Raw genomic sequence first — 21,399 nt, forward strand, 5'->3', positions numbered from 1 at the left:
CTTTTTATAATAAAAAATATCGAATTCTTTGAAGATAAGAAAATTGCTTAAAAAAAAATTCATAATTTTGTTCGCGACAACCTTCTCTGGGATATTTTTAAATAATTTTGCAGAAGCAACAGTTTTAAATAATAGTTATAAAGAAGTAATTGATCATGTTTGGCAAATTGTATATAGAGATTTTCTTGATACAAGCGGTAAATTTCAAAAGTCTAATTGGATTAATCTAAGAAAAGAAGTTTTATCAAAAACATATTCAGACAGCAATGAAGCATATGATTCGATTAGAGATATGCTCTCTAAGTTAGATGATTCTTATACAAGATTTTTAGAACCTAAGGAATTTAATCAAATGAGAATTGATACCTCTGGTGAATTAACTGGAGTTGGTATCCAAATAGTTAAAGATAAAGAATCTGATGATTTAATAATTATTTCTCCCATAGAGGACACCCCTGCATTTGATGCTGGAATTAAAGCTAAAGATAAAATATTATCTATAGATGATATTTCTACTGAAGGCATGAATATAGAGGAGGCCGTGAAATTAATAAGAGGAAAAAGAGGTACTAAAGTAAAGCTTGAAATTCTTAGAGGTTCTAAATCTTTTTTTAAGATTTTATCAAGAGAAAAGATTGAGATAAAATCTGTATCAAGTAAAGTCAATCAATCCAAAAATGGTTTATTAATTGGCTATGTGAGAATTAAACAATTTAATGCAAATGCATCAAAAGAGACTAGAGATGCTATTAAAGATTTAGAAACAAGAAAAGTTGCAGGATATGTTCTTGACTTGAGAAGTAATCCAGGAGGTTTATTAGAATCAAGCATTGATATCTCAAGGCACTTCATTAACAATGGAGTAATAGTAATTACACTCAGTAAAGATGGCTTAAAAGAAACAAAAAGAGGAAACGGTCAAGCTCTAACAAAAAAGCCCTTAGTGGTCTTAGTTAATGAGGGTTCTGCTAGTGCTAGCGAAATAGTTTCTGGGGCAATAAAAGATAACAAAAGAGGAAAATTAGTTGGGAAGAAAACATTTGGTAAAGGTCTAGTTCAATCTATGAGGACATTAGTTGATGGTTCAGGGTTAACTGTCACAGTCGCTAAGTATTTAACTCCGAACGGCACTGACATAAACAAATCTGGAATTATTCCTGACATAGAAGTAAAAATGAATATCAACCCTATTCTTCAAAGAGAGATTGGAACTAGAAAAGATAAACAATATAGAGCTGGTGAAAAAGAGCTGATAAATATAATTAATAGAAATAATCAGATAAGTGAATTCAAGCCTAGCACTACAAACCTTGATGCATTCCTAAAAATTAATAAGGAAGATAAAGTATTTTCTTTAAATTAATTACTCATATCTAGCATTCTCTTTATTGGCACATAGGCTCTTCTTATTATTTCTGGGTCAAGTTCGATAGACGGGGAATTGTTTTTCAAACAATCTAGAATTTTTTCTAAAGTATTTAATTTCATATATGGACACTCGTTACATTTACAACCTTCTATATCTGGAACTTCAATGAAGATTTTATTAGGTTCTTTCTTCTTCATTTGATGGATTATTCCAGGTTCAGTTAATACCATGTATGTTTTAGATGGATCTTTACTTACGAAATCAAGCAGTTTACTTGTTGATCCAATAAAGTCTGATAGAGTTAGTAAATTTTGACTACATTCAGGATGAGCAATGACTTTTGATCCTGGATTCTGATATTTTAATTTTAGAAGTGCTTCTTCACTAAATGATTCATGAACAATACAGCTGCCAGGCCATAATTTAAGATCTCTTCCTGAATTTTTCTGTACCCATCTCCCAAGGTTCTTATCTGGCGCAAATATTATCTTTTTATCTTCAGGTATCTTTTTAACTAATGAGACTGCATTACTGCTTGTACAAATCAGATCACTTTGCGCTTTTACTTCTGCAGTACAATTTATATAACTTACGACATAGTGATCTGGATTTTCTTCCCTAAATTTTTGAAATTTATCTGAGGGACAATCGTCTGCTAATGAGCATCCTGCGTCAATATCTGGTAATAGGACTGTTTTATTTGGGCTAAGTATTTTTGCAGTTTCGGCCATAAAGTGGACACCGCAAAAAATTATTATATCTGCATCATTATTTGCAGCTTTCCTAGATAGATCTAATGAATCGCCAATAAAATCTGCAATTTCTTGAATCTCTGGAGATTGATAATAGTGCGCAAGAATAATGGCATTAGCTTTTTTGCAACGCTCCTTTATTTCAGAAATCAAATTCTCTTCAGTTTGAAAGGATTTCTGTTTTGCAGTAGAAGTTATACTGGTCAGGATTTAGAATATCTCTAAATAGATTATATGCCTTTAAACAGAAAAAATTCTGACAAATTTAAAAATTGCTATTGTTGGTGACTGTCATGGTCAATGGTCTGAATTAGACTTGAAAGTTTTATCGATTATTAAACCAAATATGGTTTTATTTGTTGGTGATATTTCTGATGGGAGTGTCAAAATAATAAAAAAAATCAATGAGATCAAAATTCCTACTTTTGTGATTTTAGGAAATCATGATAGAGGTAAGGATTCTACAGGTGAAATTCTCTCAAAGCAGATACGTATTCTTGGTGAAAAATATTGTGCATGGGATTTAAAAGTTTTTAATAATCAAATTAATTTACTTTCTGCGAGACCATGTAGTTCTGGAGGTGGTTATTATCTCTCAAAAGAAGTTAAAGGCGTTTATGGACCTATCACCGAACAAGATTCAATAAATAAAATTATCAGATGTTCAGAGGAGACTATTGATGAGATCCCTTTAATAATTATGTCTCATGCTGGCCCTTCTGGTTTAGGCTCAGAACCTAAAAGCATTTGTGGGAAGGACTGGAAAATACCCTCTATAGATTGGGGAGATAGAGATTTGTCTGTGGCTATTTCTCAAATACAAAAGAAACGAAAAGTTGAGCTTGTAATTTTTGGTCATATGCACAATCGACTTAAAAGAAATCTTGGTTTAAGAGAGATGTTTAAAATTGATAGCAAAGGAACAATTTATTTCAACACTGCTGTAGTGCCAAGATATAAAACTGATGAAGATGGAAAATTATTAATTAACTTTTCATGGATTGAGTTTAAAAAAAAGGAATTAATAAATGTTTCTCATCGATGGTATTCAGAGTCTGGTGAAATTTGTGAAGAAGATAAATTTTTTTAGAATTAGATATTCTTGATCATATTTTAAGTGTTCTTGGGCTTTTTATATCTTGCAAACAATGTTTGAGATAAGATATAGCCCGCAATTCCTGCGGCTGTAAAAGCTAAACCATTTTTAAATAAAGGTAATAAATCATTTGTTCTGGATATTATCGGCGCTAAACCAAAAATTCCAAATAACATTCCCCATAAAGGGGAAAGAAGAGCTAAAAATCCAATTGATATGACTTGACCTTCTTTTCTTGGAGCAGATGCGAAACCTGCTACTAAACCTCCAAGAATGGAAGTACATAAAGTCCATATATATTGCTCTTTGGGTAGGCCAGGGACAACTTGACACCCTCCTCTTTCAAGGCAAATCTTTACTGAATTAATTGCATCTAATACTGCACCGTCCTCACCGTGATCTTTCACATAATATTGATTACCAAATCTTGTTTGAAGTTCAACCCAAAATAACCTTGGCATAAAATTAAAATAAGCCTCTCCGACGTTAAAGTTGAGTAAATTTCCTCCTCTAGGATCTGCAACTATTAACAAACTTGTCTCATCTAAATCCCAATAGTCCTTTATTGCGCTGCCAGGAGAACTCTCAAACTGAGATAAATATTTGATTTTCCACCCACTTTCAATTTCTAGATTGTTGAGCTTATCCTCTAAAGATTTTTTCTGGATAGGGCTTAATGTTTTAGCTAAATCAATTACGGGTGTTTTTTCTTCTGGTAAGAGATTTGGATTATTTATAGCGAAAACGGGTCTATTTGAAATTAAAACTAATATAGATAGAAATATTCCCAATAAATAGTTAATCTTTGAAGGCATAAATAAGTTTTGTCTCTTTATATTTTCGCCGATGAATAGCTTACCCGCGAATAATCCTGATTGGATAGTAAAAAAAATAATAAAAATGGGTGGGGCTATAAGTTTTTATGACTATATGAATTTTGTTTTAAATGATCCTATCAATGGTTACTATGGCAGTGGTAAAGCTAAGTTAGGCGTTCGAGGCGATTTTGTTACATCATCCTCATTATCAGATGATTTTGCTTTTTTAGTGGGTAAACAAATAGAAGATTGGTTGATTCAGTTCAAAAGTATTCTTTTATCTAATCAGAAATTAGCTGTAATTGAATTTGGAGCTGGAGATGGAAGCTTTATGAGTGGATTAATTAAATATTTATTAGGAAGTGGCAAGAATTTTTTGAAAGGAGTTTCTTTTATAATCATTGAACCTAATAAAGGGATGGTAGAAAAACAAAAAAATAAATTGGAGAATTTTTTAAACTTAGGTATTGATATTTTATGGAAAGGTTTGGAAGAAGTAGAGGAAAATAATATCAATGGAATAGTTATAGCAAATGAGGTTTTAGATGCTTTGCCGGTAGAGAGAATTACCTTTTCAAAAGGAAAATTATTTCGTCAAGCAGTATCTATAGACAAAATATCCAGTAGATTATTTATTGATGAAATGCCAATTACAAGTGAATTAGGAAAAAGTATCGAACTTGCTAAAAGTAAACTGGGGATAAATATTCCGCCTAAAGATGCCCTTGAAGGATGGACGACAGAATGGCATGTAGACAACTCAAAATGGTTAAAAGCTCTTTATGGGAGAATCAATAATGGTATCTTATTGATAATTGATTACGCCAAAGAAGCTGAGAAATACTATACCTCTAGGAATTCTGATGGAACGATGGTTACTTATAAAAATCAAAGAATGATAAATAATGTTCTAGATTCTCCTGGGAATTGCGATTTAACATCTCATGTGTGCGTAGAAACTTTAATTAATGATGCTGAGAATCTAGGATTTAATACTGTTGGAATAACTAAACAAGGAGAGGCTTTGTTGGCACTTGGTTTAGCAGAGAGACTTTATGGAATTCAGAAAGAGTTTAAGGAGGATTTATCAAATGCTCTTTTAAGAAGAGAGACATTATTGAGACTGGTTGATCCTGTCTGTCTTGGTGATTTTAAGTGGTTTGTTTTTAAAAAGTTTAAGGAGAAGAAGATGAATATAAATTCAACCTGCCTTCGTTAAGAAAAAAACTTTAAAAATAATGAATCCTCTACGTCATCATATATATCAACCTCACCTATTTCTTTCGGTAAGATGAATCTCATTTTTCCATCACGAACTTTTTTGTCACCCATAAGTATTGTCATAACGTCTTCTTTATTTATGTTGGGGATCTCGGTAGGTAGATTGTAACTCTCCAAAAGATTCTGCTGTCTCTCTAATTGTTCTCTAGACCATAACCCTTTCTCAATTGCTATTTTCCCCGCAATATTCATCCCAATTGATATCGCCTCACCATGTAGAAATTTGCCGTATCCACATAAATTTTCAATAACGTGACCAAAAGAATGCCCATAATTCAATATTGCTCTAATACCATTTTCATGTTCGTCCTGAGAAACGACATGAGACTTAGTTTTAATTGAACTATTAATTACTTTAATTAAATATTCATTTTTTAGATTTATAAGTTCATTCTTGTTCTTTTCAATTTCTAAGTATTCGAAAAGTTCTTTATCTCTTATGACTCCGTATTTTATTACTTCGGCCATACCGGCACTAAATTCTCTTTTGGGCAAACTTTTCAAAGTTTCTGGATCAATAAAAACAGCTTTAGGTTGATTGAAAGCTCCAATTAAGTTTTTGCCTTTAGGATGATTCACCCCTGTTTTCCCTCCGACAGATGAATCAACCATTGATAATAATGTTGTTGGAATCTGAATATATTCGATACCTCTCAACCAAGTTGCCGCAGCAAAACCACTGACATCTCCAACAATTCCTCCTCCAAGTGCAATGATTATTGAATTTCTATCTAAACCAAATTCAAATGCAACATCATATATTTCACTTAAAGTTTTCAAGTTTTTATGAGATTCTCCGGCCTTGATAAGGCATATTTGGGCCTTAAAATTATTATCTTTTAAATTATTTAAGAATTTTTCTCCATATAAGTTTGATATTTCTTCATTTGAAATCACAAGTATTTTTCTATTTTTTGTTATTCCAATTTTTAAAAGTTCTTCGCAGATATTATTTAGTATTCCTGCTTCTAGAGTTACTTCGTATGACTTATCACCTAATGGGACTAATATTTTTCTCTTATTCACAATTAATTACCTAGTTTGGATTTATAAATATTTAATTTTAAATACTTCTTATAATAGCAAAACCTAAGCTCTATATACTTAAAAAATCAGTTGTTAAGAATTAGAAATCGTAATAAAATCAGCCTATGAGTTTAAAAAAAAATATAAAAAATATTAAGAAAAATTATTCTCTAGGAATAATTGGCGGTGGTCAACTGGCTTTGATGTTAACTGAGGCAGCAAAAAAAAGAAATTTAGAAGTATGTGTTCAAACAAAATCTTGTGAGGATCCTGCTGCTTCAAAAGCAGATTATGTTATTGAAGCTGATCCTTTAAAGATAAGGGGTAATAAATCATTAATTAATGAGTGTGAAGCTATAATTTTTGAAAATGAATGGATAAAAATTGATAAATTAAATTTAATTGATAATAATGATATATTCATCCCAAGCCTCGATGCAATTAAGCCTTTAGTAGATAGGTTTTCTCAAAAAAAACTAATAGATAATATGAATATTCCCTGTCCAAAATGGATAAGAATTGAAGATTTTAAAAATCTCTCGGATGAGGAAATCAATAATTGGAGTTTCCCTTTAATGGCAAAATCAAATAAAGGTGGATATGACGGTAAAGGGAACAAAAAAATAAAGACAAAAGAAGATTTAGATTCTTTTGTAAAAGAGAATAATTCTGATGATTGCTTAATAGAAGAATGGATAGATTATGAAAAAGAACTGGCTCTTGTCGGTTCAAGAGATCATACTGGTAAGATTAGATTCTTTCCAATTGTTGAAACATTCCAATCAAACCATGTTTGTGATTGGGTTCTTGCTCCAGCAGCAACTGAATATGATTTAAACTTATTTGCAATAAATATTTTCTCTTCAATAGTAAATGAACTTAATTACGTTGGAGTTTTAGGTATTGAGTTCTTCTATGGAGACAATGGTCTTTTAATTAATGAAATAGCTCCAAGAACTCACAACTCTGCTCATTTTTCTATTGAGGCTTGTTCTTCAAGCCAGTTTGATCAATATGTTTGTATTTCTTCTGGAATAATGCCACCTGAAATTAAAATGAATTGTGAGGGAGCAATTATGATAAATCTTCTCGGATTAAAAAATAATTTCCCAATTTCAATGGAAAAAAGATTTAAAATGTTATCTGAAATTGAGGGTTCTAATATTCATTGTTATGGCAAATCTCGAGAAATTCTTGGACGAAAAATGGCTCATATCACATTTTTATTGAATGGTGAAACTCATTCAGAAAGATATGATGAAGCTCAAGTTTTATTAACTATGGTAAGAGACATTTGGCCATCTCCAAATGCATAAAAAAATAAGTTAGAGTTAAGATACTGGATCTTTGGTTAAGTTCTTCTTTATGTGCTCTGATCTGACTCTCTTTCGACATGAGGAGACTGTCGTGATGCGGTAGTAAACCGATCTTGTAATCGGAAACGAAAGCCCACTTTGAATCCTCTTCTGGCATTTCCAGGTCGATGCAGCAGAGAACTGACGGGGGTCCGGTATTACCTATCAAAATGCTTTCTATAATAGGCTTTTGGTAGGTATTTTATTCTTTGGAGATTAGCGGGACTGTTTAAATTCTTTATGAGTGCAAATAATTTGTTTGCCAAAATACTTGACGATCCATTCCTAATGTATTTATAGTAATAGTACACATGTATTACTTTGTAATGACTTTAGGAGGAGCTAATGTTTGGACTAATTTTTCTTACGGTTATCGTAATGAGTCCCCAAGTGGTTGGTTGCTTAGCCCAGACCGCAAAAGATTAATTTTATTTAAAAGGAACGAAAAATCTCCAAGAAATAGTATGAGAATTTTTGCTCATACATATTATGCAAATCATTTTGGTGAGCCAATGGCAATCAAATCATCAACTCAAATGTATTTGGATAATGCCTGGGATAAATGGCATGACCTTCAATTAGAAGGTTGGACTTTTGAAGAACTTGAATTACCTGAATCAGTATGACTAACTTAAATCCAATCAAAAAAAAACTATCAAAACTAGATAGAAAGTTATCTGTCCCAGAGCCATCACAATTATTAGCAGAATTTTTTAATGGTGTTGTCATTGAACTTGATGAAGAATATAAATATGACTCATAAAGAATTGATAGATCAAGTTTCCGCAAATTTATTTAAACAAAGTGGAAAGTTAGAAAGTAGAAGATCTTGGTTGGCAATTAGAAATTATCTCGAACAATTAGATAGCGAACAACTTAAATCCATGCTTAAGGAGCACGGATGATTTATAAACTTTTTTATGAGTTATTTATTTTGTTTTTATTTTTTTTTAATTCTTAGAAAACCGTAAGTTCCAAAGCCAATCAAAAACATATCCAAGTAAATATGCCAAGTAGGAAAAATCTGGTGTATTAATTCCATTAACTTTTTATTGCTATCTGCCAATAAGGGTAATCTAAATTTGATTTTTCTCTTATTAATTGTAATTTTCTTGAATTGATCTTTACTACTATCCCATCAGTTGGATATTTCCTAAAAAGCTTCCCTTCTAGCCATTGGTTTCTAAATACTTGAACTTGGCTCGTAAAGTTGCATGAAATATCCTGAGGGATCGTGAAACCTAGCTGAGATAGACTCTTTTTGGACTCATATTGGTTAAGTGTTGAATTAATTATTTGAAATGCGCAAAAGGATAGACTTTTAGGAAATCCTTCTTTAGCTCTGAGAAATCCGGAAGAGATTCTTTGGGAGATATTTGGGTTTTGATTGGGTGCATATAGTTCACCTCTAACTTGAAGAACTCCTCGAATAGGGAGATGATTGGGAATATCTTGAAGTTTTACAAGTTTACTTGTTACGTCGGTCCCTTTTCTTGAAATTGCTTTCTCCAAGGTTCCATTCCTATATTGCAAAGCAACAGCACAACCATCAATTTTAGGCTCAATTATTAATCTGGTATCTGCTAATAATCCTTTCAAAAATTTATCTATTGAATCCCTTTCTAATGAAGGTAAAACTAGTTTATTTTTCTTTTTAAAGTAATCACAATCAGGGTTTATTCTCAATAAATTCTTTTCAAGTTGGTCGAACTGCTTATCAGAAATTAATGCATTACCATTTCTATAATTATAGTCATACCATTCAATTCGTTCTTCTAAATAAGTCTTCATTTAATACGATGGATTAAGTCTTTGGCTAGGTATCCAACTTGGTTTATCTATAATCCATTTTGCTCTATCTTCATATTTAACGGTCCATAAAAGAAACGAAGAAATTTGTTTTAGAGATATGCCAACCATGTATCTTGTTTTTGGGCTTATTGACAAGAATCCAATTAAAAATATTAATAAGATTAGTTTAAAAACACCCTTAATCATTTAAAAAACTCAGTGTAATTTTTGCAAACTTTTTAATTAATGCAATTCTTATAACCTTCAATCTTCGCTAGTTCGTCAATTTTTAAACCTGTTTCTTTTAATAAGGTTTCTCCTATATCGTCTTTATTAAATTTAGTTAATGCTCCCTTAGTAGAGTGCTTAATGCATTGGTTTTTATATTCTGCTTCTTTGACAACAGGAGATAAATAAAAACTAAATAAGACTATAAAAGCTCCATAAGTTACAACTTTTCTATGGTTTTTCCACCATTCATAAAATTTATTAGACACGATAAATAAAATTACTAACTTCTATTTTAAATTGACTGTCAACAAAATACTTTAATAAATGAAAGTTTACTTAATTTATTATTTTTCATTAATGGATCTAATCCAAGAATAATATCTTGATTTTCTAATCCTTTGTTCTTTATAGACTAATCTATCTGCAGTTTCTGAGGGTGATTCTCCTTTTTTCACTTTTGATGTAATCGATATACCAAAACCTTTTGCTTCAATTTTTGCAATGCCACCTTCTAAGAAAAATAGAAAAGACCAACCTTTATTCCATCCTAAATAGAAGGGATTTCGATACATTTTATTTTTTTGGATTTACTATTTGATGATATTTAGCTTTTGAAGGAGTTAATTGTATCCTCTTTTACCAAATAAGAAGTTTAGGGCTAATTATTTCTGGAAGAAATTATTTTAATTAAATAATTGCTTGGCGGAATACTTGACGTCGGTGAGTAGTACATTTATATTAATAGTACAACCGTATTACCCCTATGACTTCAGGAGTCGCTAATGTTCGGACTTATTTTTATCGTAGCAGCCTTATTGACCCCCCAACTGGCTGGTTGTTTAACCAAAAAAGTGGTTTCTTGATTTTTTTTGAGAGTTATAAGAAATCTGTATCTAATAACTTAAAAGTATACACTCACCTTTTTTATTCAAATGAATTAGGTGAACCAGCCCAGCTTAAAAATTCAAGGCTTCATTCTATTGAGTGTGCTTATGAAACATGGAATGAATTAATTTCAGGAGGTTGGCAAATTGTTACTAATAAATTCCAGTAATCATGATTAAGGTAAATCCGTAAAAATGGGAATATCTAAAACAATCAATCCTAAAACGAAAACGTACAAAGATTTGTATTACTTGCAATCAATTTCGCTACAGCACTACAGAAACTTTTGCTACTGTCTTGATTTCCCAAGATACGAAAAACGTATATCACAGTGTGATCATTTACTTAAAGGTTGAGAGTATTGGCAAAACAATAGGACTATATTTTTTCCTGAAGCTTCGTAATTATTCTTCAATTAAATTTTTCTAGGTAGAGATATTTAATTATGTAAATAAAGCATTATTTTATACAACCTCAAGAAATCTTTTTAATTATTTTAATAATTATGATTCAATTTTACTTTTCCATATTTCTATTAGTTGTGCTAACTTTTTTTGCTCTTTTGTTGGATGCACCAGAATTGGCTTCATTAATTCAAACATTTTAGAAAATTATAAATCAGCATTTTTACTGATTTACTTTCTTTATAAGTAGGACGTAAGTTTAACTTGTTGAATCGGAGGGATCTAATGATTGATAGTCCACCAGAGGAGTTAGATTATAAAATTTAAATCTAGATAAAACTAATGCTAAATCTGGAATGAATTTTCTATTTGAGATTCATTCCTTTTTAATTTCAATCTAAAAAAAGTGAAATTATAAATATTAAATTTTTTAAAGTGTAAAACTATTTATATTGAAATAATTTGATGCCACAGCCACTTCTATAGTGGGTAACTTTACCTGAATCCAAAACCAGTTTTTTGTTCTTCCTTTTCTTCCCATTCCTTCATAAGTAGTTTTAGTAAACTTTTAACTTCTAAATTCGAAGCATCAGTATCTTTTTGAAGATTTATACATATGTTTTTTATTTCCTCATAGGCATTATCAATAAATATTGTTTTTTGATCTGGAATAGTCATAGAATTTTAAAGAGCTCCATTACAATTAAATCCACTACAGTTAATAACCCTAAGAATATTCATTACAAAGTTGTGGAATCTTTCATCATAGAAAAATGCCCAGGTAGTAAATATAGCAAAACCAGAGACAGCAAAAGCAGCATATTGCAGCCAATGTATTCCATAGCTATCTAATCCATTTTCATCAAAATCAGAATTACTCAATTTCTGTTTTTGCATATAATAAAAAATTATTTTTTAAAAAGAGAGTTTGTTTTGTACGTGAGATTTATTTATTTTTAATCTTAAATAAATTAATAGCTTAAATAAAACCCGGAATCATCCAGCCAAACAAGCCGTAGTTTATTATTAAAACTAAAAAACCAATCATAGCTAATCTACCATTTGTTATTTCGGCATTTTTCCAATATTTACCCATATAGTTTTTAATTTTTTTTGAATTTTTAGATATCAAATAATTAGGTTCTAGAGGCTCCTGTAGCCTTTTAATCGCGTATAAAGAGAATTGGATTGTAATTGCGATAATAACAACTATAAAACTAGTAAGGGCATCCATTTTTAAATTTAATATGTGATCAATTAGTAAGCCAAAGAAAAAATGACATTTGTATGCATCAAACATTTCCTAATATCTGCTTTATTGACAGATGAAAACTTATCATTAATTATTAACGAATGTAACATATCTAAAAAAAATTAGTATGAAATCTTACTTTTTCTTTGGATTTAAAATTGAAAAAGACTTTTATGTTACATATATGTGTCAGTTATATCAAAGTAGTGCTCTTAATGGGATTAACGAATCAGCTTTAAAGTTTTATTTCTCTATATCAAGTGGGTATTGAAAAGTTTTCAATAGGAGTAAATTTTTAATTTAATTTATTTAAGATAATTTTTAATAAATAGAAATGATTATTTTTGTTTAATTTCGGGAAGGTAGAACTTATTGCCTAATGTATAACCAATTGACATAAGTACTAACCCAATAAGTTGAGGTAAATGAGAGTTTGCAAGAGAGATTTTTTCAATCATTTCTCAATCCATAAAAGATTATAATAGTAAATTTTTTTTAATTCCGTAAACTTATATTTTTCTTGATTCTTTAATCTCACCAGATTTTTTTAGTGAATTAAAAAGTCTTTCATTTTCTGTTTTTAAATTTTCTAATGCAGATTTTGTGAATTGCTCTTTAGCCTCAAATTTTGGTGAACTTATGACTTTTTTATTAGGAAGTTTTTTCTTCGGCTCAGGCTTCATATTTAATTGATTTTTTAAAATATTAGAAGATATTTAATTTGTATTACGTATGATTTTTTACAGTTTTATGGTTAATAATATTTGTTTACATAAACAAATTAATCTATATCTTTTGGAAGCCTTAACCAACCAGTATTCCATTCAGTTTTGAGTTTTGTCCAGGAAATCCTTTTAATATCTTTTTTATTTTTGGTAGGAAAAATATCAACCCATCTATTTTCATTTTTACCACCATAAGTTTTAACCTGGAAATGCCTATTACCATTTATAGTCCTAGGTGCTGTCCAGCAAAGAGTGGGAGGCCATTTCATAAGAAATTTTTAAAAATCAAAGGTTGCTTTGTCCAGTCAAAACTAAACCATAGTATGCAATCGTGCCAAGAATAAGTACGATACCTAGTATTCTAATAATCATGTTTTAAAATTTTTAATTTCATATTATATTTAAAAATTTTTATTTAAAAAAAATTATTAAAAATTCTATATATTTGATTTGAAGATTTAAAATTTTCAAATTTCTTTTTTTTTATTTCTAACTATGGAGTGGCAAGATTCAGGATGCCATTCATTCTGAATCTTGCCAATGAAATCATAAATAAATGAATCTGGACATCCAGTTTCTTTTTGAAGTTCTGAAAGCTCTTCTTTAATGGATTCATATACATGTGTTATTGTCCCTAAATTTTCTTCTTGGGAGGGAGCCCATTTTTTATTCTCCATCGTTATGGGTTTAATTATTTTCCACAATATCGTAATAAGTTATATCTCCATAATCAGCATCTGAACAACATAAATCACCATATAGTTCCTCTAACAAATCGTATGCGTCCGAATACTTTTCAAAACTCTGAGAGGTTAATTTGTCATCTTTCCCATCGATTCTAATTATTTTGTAGACCATCTCTAATTTTGGTGTAAAAGTACTTTTGATTTATTAGAACATCTTAAAATTTAAAAATTTTATTTAAGAGTCTTGGGATAAAGCTTCTGAATTTTATTTTTCTGAATTTCTATTTTTCTTTGTTCATATTTCTTTGCCATAATTTTTCTGATAAATAATTGTGGGATAAGCCAAATTAAAGCAATAGCTATAGCCATGAAAATAGGATTTCTCCAGGTTAACCTAATAATCTCTTGTATAAGTTCTTGATTAAAAAATTCCATAAATTAAATGTTCAAAATATCGATGCTTGCCTTTTAAAAACTTAATAAATACTAAAAATAATTATAACTTACAAAAATTATATTAGGAAATTTATCAACTTATTATCTTTTCTCGTTTGTTTTTTTATATTTAGCTTTAGATTAATCTTTTATTTCTTACTTTAAAGATGCTCACTTTTCTTATCACAGGATCCAATAGGGGTATTGGATTGGAATTATGTAGGCAAATTCATGAGAGGGGAGATAAGGTAATTGCAACTTGTAGAAAAGCTTCAAAAGAACTTAAAGATTTAGGAGTGAGTATTGAAGAGAATATAGAAATTACTTCCGATGAGTCAATAACAAATTTGTGTAAAAAACTGTCTGGAGTTAATTTAGATTGCTTAATTCATAATGCAGGAATTTATGAATTTAATTCTTTCGAAAACTTAGATAAAGAGAGTATTTTGAGTCAATTTGAAGTAAATGCATTGAGCCCAATATTTATCACTAAATCACTTAAACATCTTTTAAAAAGATCTTCTAAAATTGCTTTTATCACAAGTAGAATGGGATCTATTGAAGATAATTCATCTGGCAGTTCTTATGGCTACAGGATGTCTAAAGTTGCCTTGTCCATGGCAGCAAAATCGCTTTCTATAGATTTATCAAAAGAAGATATATATGTAGCTATTTTGCATCCTGGGTTAGTTAGTACAAGAATGACTGGCTTTACAAGGAATGGAATAAGTCCTGAAGAATCAGCAAATGGCCTTTTAAAACGTATTGATTCTTTAAATAAAAAAAACTCAGGTACGTTTTGGCATGCCAACGGAGAAGTTTTGCCTTGGTAATATCTATACTTTTATATTGAAGAGATTTATATCGTTAATTTGTTAAAAAACTTTTAAATTTTTAATGAATTTCGTTGCATGTTTAATTCTTTTAGTTATCTTAAAAAAAAACATTAGTAAAGGAGGTGATTCATTGTCGTATCTACCGAAAAATGCGGTTATTAAAGGGGCCGTGAATTCAGTATCTTCATCACATTCATCGGTCTCTTTTTCTTTAATTAAGAAAAAAGGTTTTATCATCAATAGATTTATATAAATCAGTCACTTAATCATTAATAGCTCTGCATCTCAAGTAGTCGCAGAGCTTTTTTTTATGAATTTAAATAATCTTTAAAAGTGTAAGCTATCCTTTATGGCCGAAATATATTAATGCTAAAAAAGATAAAGTGCTTACCAAAACGATTAAATACCAACCAGTTGAAGAGTTGGTAGTTACTTCTGTCATTAATTCTGATTTTTATCGGAGGAATTGATTATTTGAGAGAAAATCACAACTGATAGCATTAAAAAAACTAAAAGGATGTAAGTTACGTTCATTTATAAAAAAATGCTAATTATTAAAAAGATAATTCCTAGAACTACCGTAACAATTGCTCCATCAACTAATAAGTCTTTCCATGTATAACTTTTAAGCATCCTTGCTTTTTCTTCTTCATTCATAAGGTTCTTTAACCAGGTCCAATCTAAAAGCTGTGTCAATGCAACACCAAAAATTAAATGACCAATCAAAATACCAATTAGATCAATTCTAGAAATATCTTTAGAGAGACTTGTAATAATAAAAAAGTCCACTAGCTTTTATCTTTATTAGATAAGGCTCCACCTTCTTCTTTGTATTTTTCCCAAGCTTCACTTATTTTTGCTTTAGAGAAGTTTTGTTTCCCCTCAGAGAATTTATTTTTGAGATTATTAAAACTTTTAGTCAGTTCTTTTTTTGTTGGTTCATCGAGAAAGTTTGATGTTAATTTCCATAAGTACCAGCTACTAGCTAGAAGAAGAATTAATCCCAGAAATTGCATATTGTTTTTTTACTATGCTACAACTTTTTAAATGGTTTCGATAAATTAATTTATTTAATGCCTATAATTTTTTCTGATATTAAATCGAAATTAGAAATTTAACCAGTGAAAAAATATTCTATCTAGAAACCAAATAGTCAAACCTCCTTCCAGGAAAGCCAGCCAGTACATCCCATATTCAGATAACCCCATTTGTTCTTTTACTGTTTTAATTAATTTTTTATGGGCTTGAATGAGATCTTTCATTAATTAATCAAATTTGTTTTAAATATGTTGAATTTCTTTAATTAAAAAACCCTTTCCATAACAAGAAAGACAAGTTTTAGTTTCATCTAAAGAAATTCTAAGAAAACCTGCGCCATTACATCTAAAACAACGTACTTTAGTATTTGAATAGAGTTTTGACTTGATTGTAGCAGCACGATTTAAGTAAGAAACAGTTTCTTTACGACCGTTTGCTTTGGCCGCTTTGTTTAAAAGCTTTTTGTAGTTGACTTTAAGTTCTTGGGTATTCATCTTTTATCGGGAACTAGTTTTAAAATATAGGTAAAGGAGTCAATAAATAATTTAAATAATCCTTATGAATTTACCTTTTATATTTCTAATCTGATCTCTTATTGAGATTAGTTAAATATAACTAATATTTATTCTTAATGTTTAACTAATGAGTACTATTTCGAATCTTTAGTTGAAAATTTATATTTGATGAACTAATTTCAAATATTTAAAAAATTAATTCTTTTATTTCAGAAAATTAGTTTTATTAATTAAGTGATTTTTAAAGAAAATAGATCTTTGGAAGATCTAGGAGATTAGCCAGCCTTTTTTAAATTTTTAACTAAAAAATCATTTTCGTTAGTAAGTACATCAAACTTTGATTTTTTAAGTTTTTCTTTGATTTCAGTAGTCAAATCTTTTTTAATTTTGTTGGAATTCATATAGTTTAAAAATTAATTTAAAAAATGACAGATTAAATCCTACTGATCATCCAAACAAAATGTGGATATATTATTTGAAAAAAGAAAATATTTTATTTTGCACATAGAAGATTTAATTTAATCAACATATTGTGGAAAACCCTGTTGAAAAACACTAAAAAAGTGGATAACTCTCGGGGATCATTATCAAAACAAGCTTTTCTTGAATAAATTCTAAGTATTAATACCTCATCAAGAAAAGTTTAAATATAGTTTAAAATGCATCATCATCTATTGTTATAACAGTGGGATCATTACTTTTATAATTAAAAAAAGGATCTTTTCTAGAAAATAATGTTGAAAAAATATTAAAAATTATATTTTTGAATGATGTATCAAATTGACAATTAAAGTTAAGAAAAATAAAAGGAAACTTGAATTTTTGAAATTTTGTCTCATCTGTTTAAATTAAGTCTTGATTCGGTTTTCTCTATGGAAATATTCATCAAAGCTGAAATTAACCAAATATATTAAGTCAAGTTAATAATTCAAAATGTCAGAAAAAAAGGATTCAAAAAAATGTTCTGGAAAGAAAAACATTATGTTTGCCTATGGTTTTATACAACTTGGTTCTAGTTTCGTATCTGCAATAGCTATAGCTGCAATTGCTTTTGGATTCTGTTCAGTAAAAAAAGAGTCTAAACTTTTCAATAAATGTGTTGCCGAAATTATTGAAGATGGTGGTACCAATTCTGAGGCCGTAAGGTATTGCAATGGGGGCAATTAAAGGTCCCTCACAGAACAATTAAATGGATTTAACATGTGATTTGATTATTGATTCTTTAAAAGAGGAGCCAATTGGAGAAACTGATCATTTTATTTGGTTCATAACGGATATTGGCATTGTTGCCCTATTTAAAAGAAAGTCGAACTTTGAAACTTGTAGTTCGAATGTCGAAATTGAGGCAAATAAAATAGCTTTGGATATAACTAAAGAAGAGAAAGAGTACTTCAAAATAAAAGATATACAGCTTTTCTTGTTTTATTCATGATCTAGGATTAGTTCTTGATTTAGTAAGATGGCTCAAGGTTAAAGGCCGGCTCCATAATATTGTTTTCGCTAATTAATTCGTATGTGAGCTCTTTATTTAGGGCATTAATATAGGATGTATAAAGTTTTCCCCAAACAAATTCAAATTCATCTTTACTTAAATTTTTGAAAAGAATTTCTCCTTTGAAGTAAATGTGATAAGAATCATTCATAGTGGAAAATCAATCTTATCCTTTTTAACGCAAAGGATTTTATATGTAGTATTGTCTGCTACTAAAAAGGACTTTATAAGTGTAATGAGAAATACTCTTAGACCATTCGTGTATTCATTTTTTGTTTTTTGAATAAACCTACTGTCTCATCAAGATCCATACACGGCTGAATACTGATATCCATTAATCTCCTCCAGGGATGCCATTGTTTCCAAATTGTCTCAAGTGAATCTGCACTAACTACAGAATGTCCAATCCCATTTTGAACCATAAAAATCCAAGAATGAACCTCATAGTTTTCTGGACGGTTTTGGGGCCCACCTGATTCGTACCAATTAATTAGCATCTCTGCCCCTTCTTCTTGATCCTCGCCATCAGTAAATTCGTAGGAAATCAAATACCTTTGCATATAGATTATTATTAAAATCTCTAAACTATATTAACTCTAGATTTAGATATTGCTTTCAAATTTAATAAATGCTATGAAGTCTATAGAAGTGATTGTTTTAAATGAATGAAAGATTTGGAAAAATTAAAAAAAATGTCTTAAGTAATATATCTTTTATAAATAAGACAATTTTGAAGTATTTTCAAGATCATGATCTATTCGTATAGCTCCTGTTGATAGATAAAATTTGATACTTTTTAAAACACAATAAATTAGTTAATATATTTATACTTAAGAATTTTAATGAAAAATAAAAAGGATAATCGTGATCCAATTGATAATTTAGAGTATGAAAAAGTTCTCGAAGAAGAAATAATTAATTCATACGAAAGTAAATTTCAGAAAGATACTCAACCAGACAAAAAAAAGACTAAATTTTACAGACTTAAAAGAACTCCATTAGAAATATTAAATAGGTCATTTTTCTTTTTCTTTATTGGAAGTTTTCTTTTCTCTTTGTTTTTAGCTTATTCAGAAAGTAAGTTATGGTTCATTTTTTATCTAATAAGTGCGTTCTCATGTGTTTTTTATACTCCTAATAGAAAAGCACTTAAAGAATTAATAGCAGCTTGGCCAAATTTAGAGGATCTCATTAAAGGTAAAAGTTTTTGGAGAAAAGGTAAGTAAATTAGATTATGAAACCGTTAAGTTTATTTAAAAAATGGTTATTAAATATTCTTGTGCCATACATAGAGGGCACCAGAAAGAAAAAAGAGGATAAAAAATGAGTCTTTTAAATATTGGAATTATTGTTGAAATTTTTTTGTTTGTGGGAGTTTTTTTATGGGTTAAGAAACTAAATAGTAAACAAAGTAGGCAACCATCTCTATCAAAAAAGACAATAAAAAATCTTAAATTTTAAAATTTTGACCAGGAAATAAGAAATCTCTTAATAGAAATCACTTTTATCCGTTATTTATTATTTTTTTCTCTCACTTTGTATGCTAAATCGTTTAGAACATCTACATCGTTCTAAAAAATATGGTTTCCTCTATCCAAGGCCTTGCTCCCATAACAAATCCACTAAATAGTGTCTTAATAGAAAAAAAACTGATAAATGTTGATCAAAAGTTTATTCAGCTTGTTTCTCTAGCAGAAGGTTTACCTCGTACAGAAGTTATTGAAAGTGGAAGGAATTATTGGAGAGGTGTTTGTAGGAGCTTGATTTTTAAATTTCCTGATGATCTTGAAATTTTAAAGCTTGATGTAAGAAGTTATGTAGATAGATCTAAAGGAATTATTCAAATTAGATCGGCAGCAAGATTAGGCCAATCAGATTTAGGAGTTAATCTCAGAAGAGTTGAATATTTGTTTAATCAGTTAGAGAAATTTTAATTAATCTGATTTTTATAAATTTAAGGTTCTTTTTACCAAATAGTTGTGCTTTAATTCATAAGAATATTTGAAATACCATGGTAAAGATAATCTTAGTTGGAATTATTTTCGCGCTTGTATATTCTCAACCTGATCTTCGTCTTACAGTGGCAGATTGGTTAAAGACAGCTTCTGATTTTTTAATTGAATCGGTAAAAGTAAAACCTTAAATAGATTTTTAAATCAACAACTAAATAAGACCTGATACAGTAACCATTTGCTTAATGCAAACAGCTATGAAAATAAATATTATTATCCTGCTTAATATGTATTTCACTTAAACAAATAAATAGTTTTAGGAACATAATAGAAAATTTTTTTGAAATTTTTGAATAGTTAACGATAATAAGGGATATGAAGCTTAGATTATTTGAGTTCTATTTTATTAAAGATTATTTAAGGCCTTGGTTTGGTCTTATTTATTCTTTATTCTTTCTGTTTTTTTTAGGTGCAATTGGATATCGAATAACAGAGGGATGGGAATGGAGTGATTGCTTATGGATGGTTCTAATCACAATAACCACTATTGGTTTTGGAGAAGTTCAACCTTTAAGTCCTGAAGGCAGGATCGTGACTGTTTTAGTAATCGTTGGCGGATTGATCTTTATTCAATTTACCTTTCAAAAAGCTGTTAGATTATTCGAATCAGGCTATTTTCAAAGAGTAAACGAATTACGTTTTAAAAGACTTCTTAGAAAAATGGAAAATCATGTAATTTTGTGCGGATATGGGAGGGTAGGTCAGGAAATATCTAATCAAATAAAAACACAAAATATTCCAATTATCGTTGTTGAGAGTGATGAAGATAGAAAAAAGATTGCTGAAGAAAATGGTTTAGAAGTACTTTGTGCTGATGCAACTCTTGATGAGACTTTAAAACTGGCAGGATTAGAAAAATGCAAAAGTTTGGTTGTTACCTTACCTAATGATGCTGCTAATTTATATGTAGTTTTAAGCGCTAAAGGGATAAGAAGTTCTATAAGAGTAATTGCAAGAGCTGGAACTGAAGAAGCCGCAAGTAAGTTGAGATTAGCTGGAGCAAGTATAGTCGTAAGCCCTTATATCGCAGCAGGGAGAGCAATGGCATCAATGGCTTTAAGACCAATAGCTATCGACTTCCTTGATCTGCTTGCAGGAAGTGAATGTGAAATTGAAGAATTTGAATTAAGTAATGATATTAGTCTTTTTGAAACAGCAGAGAAAAGATCACTTTCTGAACTTGGAATAGGCAAAAAGAGCGGTGCAAAAATTTTAGCTATTAAAGAAAATGAAAAGTTGTTCACTAATCCTGGCGGTAATTTCATACTTCAGCCAGGTCAGGTATTAATAGCTTTTGGTAGTAAAGAACAACTGAATATTTTAAACGGATTATTAGGAAATCTTGTCGTAGCAGTAGAACTATTAAAATAGATAGATCGAGATAAAGAATTTATTGCTAA

38 protein-coding genes and 1 other RNA gene are annotated in these 21,399 nt (G+C 29.6%); 17 read left to right on the plus strand and 22 right to left on the minus strand.

Annotated features, from left to right (window positions below; all coding sequences use genetic code 11):
* The first annotated feature begins 28 nt into the window (after positions 1-28).
* Positions 29-1,363 (plus strand): S41 family peptidase, encoded by a 1,335-nt coding sequence (locus HA146_RS03520; RefSeq protein WP_209108183.1) that lies wholly within the window; start codon positions 29-31, stop codon positions 1,361-1,363.
* Here HA146_RS03520 and nadA read toward each other — a convergent pair.
* The gene (nadA, locus tag HA146_RS03525; RefSeq protein ID WP_257469902.1) at positions 1,360-2,328 is read right to left on the minus strand and encodes a quinolinate synthase NadA; all 969 of its coding nucleotides are present in this window, start codon (positions 2,326-2,328) and stop codon (positions 1,360-1,362) included. The genes HA146_RS03520 and nadA overlap by 4 nt on opposite strands.
* A gap of 109 nt (positions 2,329-2,437) precedes the next feature.
* Between nadA and HA146_RS03530 the strand changes: the two genes are divergently transcribed.
* Complete coding sequence (locus HA146_RS03530) at positions 2,438-3,211, plus strand: TIGR04168 family protein (RefSeq protein ID WP_245157410.1); 774 nt, start codon at positions 2,438-2,440, stop codon at positions 3,209-3,211.
* Positions 3,212-3,234: 23 nt separating this feature from the next.
* Here HA146_RS03530 and HA146_RS03535 read toward each other — a convergent pair whose 3' ends face one another.
* The gene (locus HA146_RS03535) at positions 3,235-4,032 is read right to left on the minus strand and encodes a TPM domain-containing protein (protein ID WP_209108184.1); all 798 of its coding nucleotides are present in this window, start codon (positions 4,030-4,032) and stop codon (positions 3,235-3,237) included.
* Positions 4,033-4,063: 31 nt separating this feature from the next.
* Between HA146_RS03535 and HA146_RS03540 the strand changes: the two genes are divergently transcribed.
* Complete coding sequence (locus HA146_RS03540) at positions 4,064-5,254, plus strand: SAM-dependent methyltransferase (protein WP_209108185.1); 1,191 nt, start codon at positions 4,064-4,066, stop codon at positions 5,252-5,254.
* Here HA146_RS03540 and aroB read toward each other — a convergent pair.
* Entirely contained in the window at positions 5,251-6,342 is a 1,092-nt protein-coding gene (gene aroB / locus HA146_RS03545) for a 3-dehydroquinate synthase (RefSeq protein WP_209108186.1), read from the minus strand. The genes HA146_RS03540 and aroB overlap by 4 nt on opposite strands.
* A 125-nt stretch (positions 6,343-6,467) precedes the next feature.
* Here aroB and HA146_RS03550 point away from each other — a divergent pair, with 125 nt between their 5' ends.
* The 5 genes from HA146_RS03550 to HA146_RS03570 all read left to right on the plus strand — a co-directional run bounded on the left by HA146_RS03550 (position 6,468) and on the right by HA146_RS03570 (position 8,602).
* Positions 6,468-7,658 carry a 5-(carboxyamino)imidazole ribonucleotide synthase gene (locus HA146_RS03550; RefSeq protein ID WP_209108187.1) on the plus strand — a complete coding sequence of 397 codons (1,191 nt, stop codon included), beginning with the start codon at positions 6,468-6,470 and terminating at the stop codon, positions 7,656-7,658.
* 17 nt (positions 7,659-7,675) lie between these two features.
* A non-coding RNA gene (ssrS, locus tag HA146_RS03555) (6S RNA) lies at positions 7,676-7,860 on the plus strand.
* Positions 7,861-8,023: 163 nt separating this feature from the next.
* Complete coding sequence (locus HA146_RS03560; protein WP_209108479.1) at positions 8,024-8,323, plus strand: DUF1651 domain-containing protein; 300 nt, start codon at positions 8,024-8,026, stop codon at positions 8,321-8,323.
* A complete protein-coding gene (locus tag HA146_RS03565; protein WP_209108188.1) occupies positions 8,320-8,460 on the plus strand; it encodes a hypothetical protein in 141 nt (46 codons plus the stop codon). The genes HA146_RS03560 and HA146_RS03565 overlap by 4 nt, the downstream gene beginning before the upstream one ends.
* Positions 8,435-8,602, plus strand: a complete 168-nt coding sequence (locus HA146_RS03570) for a hypothetical protein (protein ID WP_209108491.1) — start codon at positions 8,435-8,437, stop codon at positions 8,600-8,602. The genes HA146_RS03565 and HA146_RS03570 overlap by 26 nt, the downstream gene beginning before the upstream one ends.
* Positions 8,603-8,738: 136 nt before the next feature.
* Here the strand turns inward: HA146_RS03570 and HA146_RS03575 are convergent, their stop codons facing one another.
* The 4 genes from HA146_RS03575 to HA146_RS03590 all read right to left on the minus strand — a co-directional run bounded on the left by HA146_RS03575 (position 8,739) and on the right by HA146_RS03590 (position 10,291).
* Positions 8,739-9,488 carry an NAD-dependent DNA ligase gene (locus HA146_RS03575; RefSeq protein WP_209108189.1) on the minus strand — a complete coding sequence of 250 codons (750 nt, stop codon included), beginning with the start codon at positions 9,486-9,488 and terminating at the stop codon, positions 8,739-8,741.
* Positions 9,489-9,695 (minus strand): hypothetical protein, encoded by a 207-nt coding sequence (locus tag HA146_RS03580; RefSeq protein WP_209108190.1) that lies wholly within the window; start codon positions 9,693-9,695, stop codon positions 9,489-9,491.
* 32 nt (positions 9,696-9,727) lie between these two features.
* A complete protein-coding gene (locus HA146_RS03585) occupies positions 9,728-9,985 on the minus strand; it encodes a Notch domain-containing protein (RefSeq protein ID WP_209108191.1) in 258 nt (85 codons plus the stop codon).
* Between the two features lie 78 nt (positions 9,986-10,063).
* Positions 10,064-10,291 (minus strand): hypothetical protein, encoded by a 228-nt coding sequence (locus HA146_RS03590; RefSeq protein ID WP_209108192.1) that lies wholly within the window; start codon positions 10,289-10,291, stop codon positions 10,064-10,066.
* Positions 10,292-10,482: 191 nt separating this feature from the next.
* Between HA146_RS03590 and HA146_RS03595 the strand changes: the two genes are divergently transcribed.
* Positions 10,483-10,773 (plus strand): DUF1651 domain-containing protein, encoded by a 291-nt coding sequence (locus HA146_RS03595; protein ID WP_209108193.1) that lies wholly within the window; start codon positions 10,483-10,485, stop codon positions 10,771-10,773.
* A gap of 730 nt (positions 10,774-11,503) precedes the next feature.
* Here the strand turns inward: HA146_RS03595 and HA146_RS03600 are convergent.
* The 8 genes from HA146_RS03600 to HA146_RS03635 form a co-directional block, all read right to left on the minus strand.
* A complete protein-coding gene (locus HA146_RS03600) occupies positions 11,504-11,686 on the minus strand; it encodes a hypothetical protein (RefSeq protein WP_209108194.1) in 183 nt (60 codons plus the stop codon).
* A 6-nt stretch (positions 11,687-11,692) separates the two neighbouring features.
* Positions 11,693-11,890, minus strand: a complete 198-nt coding sequence (locus HA146_RS03605) for a hypothetical protein (RefSeq protein ID WP_209108480.1) — start codon at positions 11,888-11,890, stop codon at positions 11,693-11,695.
* Between the two features lie 97 nt (positions 11,891-11,987).
* Complete coding sequence (locus HA146_RS03610; protein ID WP_209108481.1) at positions 11,988-12,242, minus strand: chlorophyll a/b-binding protein; 255 nt, start codon at positions 12,240-12,242, stop codon at positions 11,988-11,990.
* A 527-nt stretch (positions 12,243-12,769) separates the two neighbouring features.
* Positions 12,770-12,943, minus strand: coding sequence for a hypothetical protein (locus HA146_RS03615; RefSeq protein ID WP_209108195.1), 174 nt, complete (start codon positions 12,941-12,943; stop codon positions 12,770-12,772).
* Positions 12,944-13,041: 98 nt separating this feature from the next.
* Positions 13,042-13,254 carry a TIGR02450 family Trp-rich protein gene (locus tag HA146_RS03620; RefSeq protein WP_209108196.1) on the minus strand — a complete coding sequence of 71 codons (213 nt, stop codon included), beginning with the start codon at positions 13,252-13,254 and terminating at the stop codon, positions 13,042-13,044.
* A 198-nt stretch (positions 13,255-13,452) separates the two neighbouring features.
* On the minus strand, positions 13,453-13,662 hold the full coding sequence (locus tag HA146_RS03625; RefSeq protein WP_209108197.1) for a hypothetical protein: 210 nt from the start codon (positions 13,660-13,662) through the stop codon (positions 13,453-13,455).
* Between the two features lie 10 nt (positions 13,663-13,672).
* A complete protein-coding gene (locus HA146_RS03630; RefSeq protein ID WP_209108198.1) occupies positions 13,673-13,843 on the minus strand; it encodes a hypothetical protein in 171 nt (56 codons plus the stop codon).
* Between the two features lie 59 nt (positions 13,844-13,902).
* Positions 13,903-14,106, minus strand: a complete 204-nt coding sequence (locus tag HA146_RS03635) for a hypothetical protein (RefSeq protein ID WP_209108199.1) — start codon at positions 14,104-14,106, stop codon at positions 13,903-13,905.
* Positions 14,107-14,273: 167 nt separating this feature from the next.
* Between HA146_RS03635 and HA146_RS03640 the strand changes: the two genes are divergently transcribed.
* Positions 14,274-14,939 carry an SDR family oxidoreductase gene (locus HA146_RS03640; RefSeq protein WP_209108200.1) on the plus strand — a complete coding sequence of 222 codons (666 nt, stop codon included), beginning with the start codon at positions 14,274-14,276 and terminating at the stop codon, positions 14,937-14,939.
* 42 nt (positions 14,940-14,981) lie between these two features.
* Here HA146_RS03640 and HA146_RS03645 read toward each other — a convergent pair whose 3' ends face one another.
* The 6 genes from HA146_RS03645 to HA146_RS09620 all read right to left on the minus strand — a co-directional run bounded on the left by HA146_RS03645 (position 14,982) and on the right by HA146_RS09620 (position 16,896).
* Entirely contained in the window at positions 14,982-15,179 is a 198-nt protein-coding gene (locus HA146_RS03645) for a hypothetical protein (protein ID WP_209108201.1), read from the minus strand.
* 297 nt (positions 15,180-15,476) lie between these two features.
* On the minus strand, positions 15,477-15,731 hold the full coding sequence (locus tag HA146_RS03650; RefSeq protein WP_209108202.1) for a hypothetical protein: 255 nt from the start codon (positions 15,729-15,731) through the stop codon (positions 15,477-15,479).
* Positions 15,731-15,958: a hypothetical protein gene (locus tag HA146_RS03655; protein WP_209108203.1), complete on the minus strand. Its 228-nt coding sequence runs from the start codon at positions 15,956-15,958 to the stop codon at positions 15,731-15,733. The genes HA146_RS03650 and HA146_RS03655 overlap by 1 nt, the downstream gene beginning before the upstream one ends.
* A gap of 90 nt (positions 15,959-16,048) precedes the next feature.
* Complete coding sequence (locus HA146_RS03660; protein WP_209108204.1) at positions 16,049-16,204, minus strand: hypothetical protein; 156 nt, start codon at positions 16,202-16,204, stop codon at positions 16,049-16,051.
* A gap of 18 nt (positions 16,205-16,222) precedes the next feature.
* Entirely contained in the window at positions 16,223-16,474 is a 252-nt protein-coding gene (locus HA146_RS03665) for a molecular chaperone DnaJ (protein WP_209108205.1), read from the minus strand.
* A 296-nt stretch (positions 16,475-16,770) separates the two neighbouring features.
* The gene (locus HA146_RS09620; RefSeq protein ID WP_257469895.1) at positions 16,771-16,896 is read right to left on the minus strand and encodes a hypothetical protein; all 126 of its coding nucleotides are present in this window, start codon (positions 16,894-16,896) and stop codon (positions 16,771-16,773) included.
* A gap of 532 nt (positions 16,897-17,428) precedes the next feature.
* Here HA146_RS09620 and HA146_RS03670 point away from each other — a divergent pair.
* Together HA146_RS03670 and HA146_RS03675 are read left to right on the plus strand one after the other, a co-directional pair.
* Positions 17,429-17,662, plus strand: coding sequence for a hypothetical protein (locus HA146_RS03670; protein WP_209108206.1), 234 nt, complete (start codon positions 17,429-17,431; stop codon positions 17,660-17,662).
* A 22-nt stretch (positions 17,663-17,684) separates the two neighbouring features.
* On the plus strand, positions 17,685-17,927 hold the full coding sequence (locus tag HA146_RS03675; RefSeq protein ID WP_209108207.1) for a hypothetical protein: 243 nt from the start codon (positions 17,685-17,687) through the stop codon (positions 17,925-17,927).
* Positions 17,928-18,235: 308 nt separating this feature from the next.
* On the opposite strand, the gene HA146_RS03680 is transcribed toward HA146_RS03675, so the two are convergent.
* Complete coding sequence (locus HA146_RS03680) at positions 18,236-18,547, minus strand: DUF3303 domain-containing protein (RefSeq protein ID WP_011376267.1); 312 nt, start codon at positions 18,545-18,547, stop codon at positions 18,236-18,238.
* A 282-nt stretch (positions 18,548-18,829) separates the two neighbouring features.
* Here HA146_RS03680 and HA146_RS03685 point away from each other — a divergent pair, with 282 nt between their 5' ends.
* From HA146_RS03685 to HA146_RS03700, 5 genes are all read left to right on the plus strand, one after another.
* Entirely contained in the window at positions 18,830-19,213 is a 384-nt protein-coding gene (locus HA146_RS03685; RefSeq protein WP_209108208.1) for a DUP family protein, read from the plus strand.
* Positions 19,214-19,310: 97 nt separating this feature from the next.
* Positions 19,311-19,448, plus strand: coding sequence for a hypothetical protein (locus tag HA146_RS03690; protein WP_209108209.1), 138 nt, complete (start codon positions 19,311-19,313; stop codon positions 19,446-19,448).
* A 119-nt stretch (positions 19,449-19,567) separates the two neighbouring features.
* Positions 19,568-19,921, plus strand: coding sequence for a DUF1499 domain-containing protein (locus HA146_RS03695; protein WP_209108210.1), 354 nt, complete (start codon positions 19,568-19,570; stop codon positions 19,919-19,921).
* A 77-nt stretch (positions 19,922-19,998) separates the two neighbouring features.
* On the plus strand, positions 19,999-20,130 hold the full coding sequence (locus HA146_RS09625; RefSeq protein WP_257469896.1) for a hypothetical protein: 132 nt from the start codon (positions 19,999-20,001) through the stop codon (positions 20,128-20,130).
* 184 nt (positions 20,131-20,314) lie between these two features.
* A complete protein-coding gene (locus HA146_RS03700) occupies positions 20,315-21,370 on the plus strand; it encodes a potassium channel family protein (RefSeq protein ID WP_011376270.1) in 1,056 nt (351 codons plus the stop codon).
* Positions 21,371-21,399 lie beyond the last annotated feature (29 nt).

The sequence above is a fragment of the Prochlorococcus marinus CUG1416 genome (assembly GCF_017695965.1).
In the GTDB taxonomy this organism is placed as follows: Bacteria; Cyanobacteriota; Cyanobacteriia; order PCC-6307; family Cyanobiaceae; genus Prochlorococcus_A.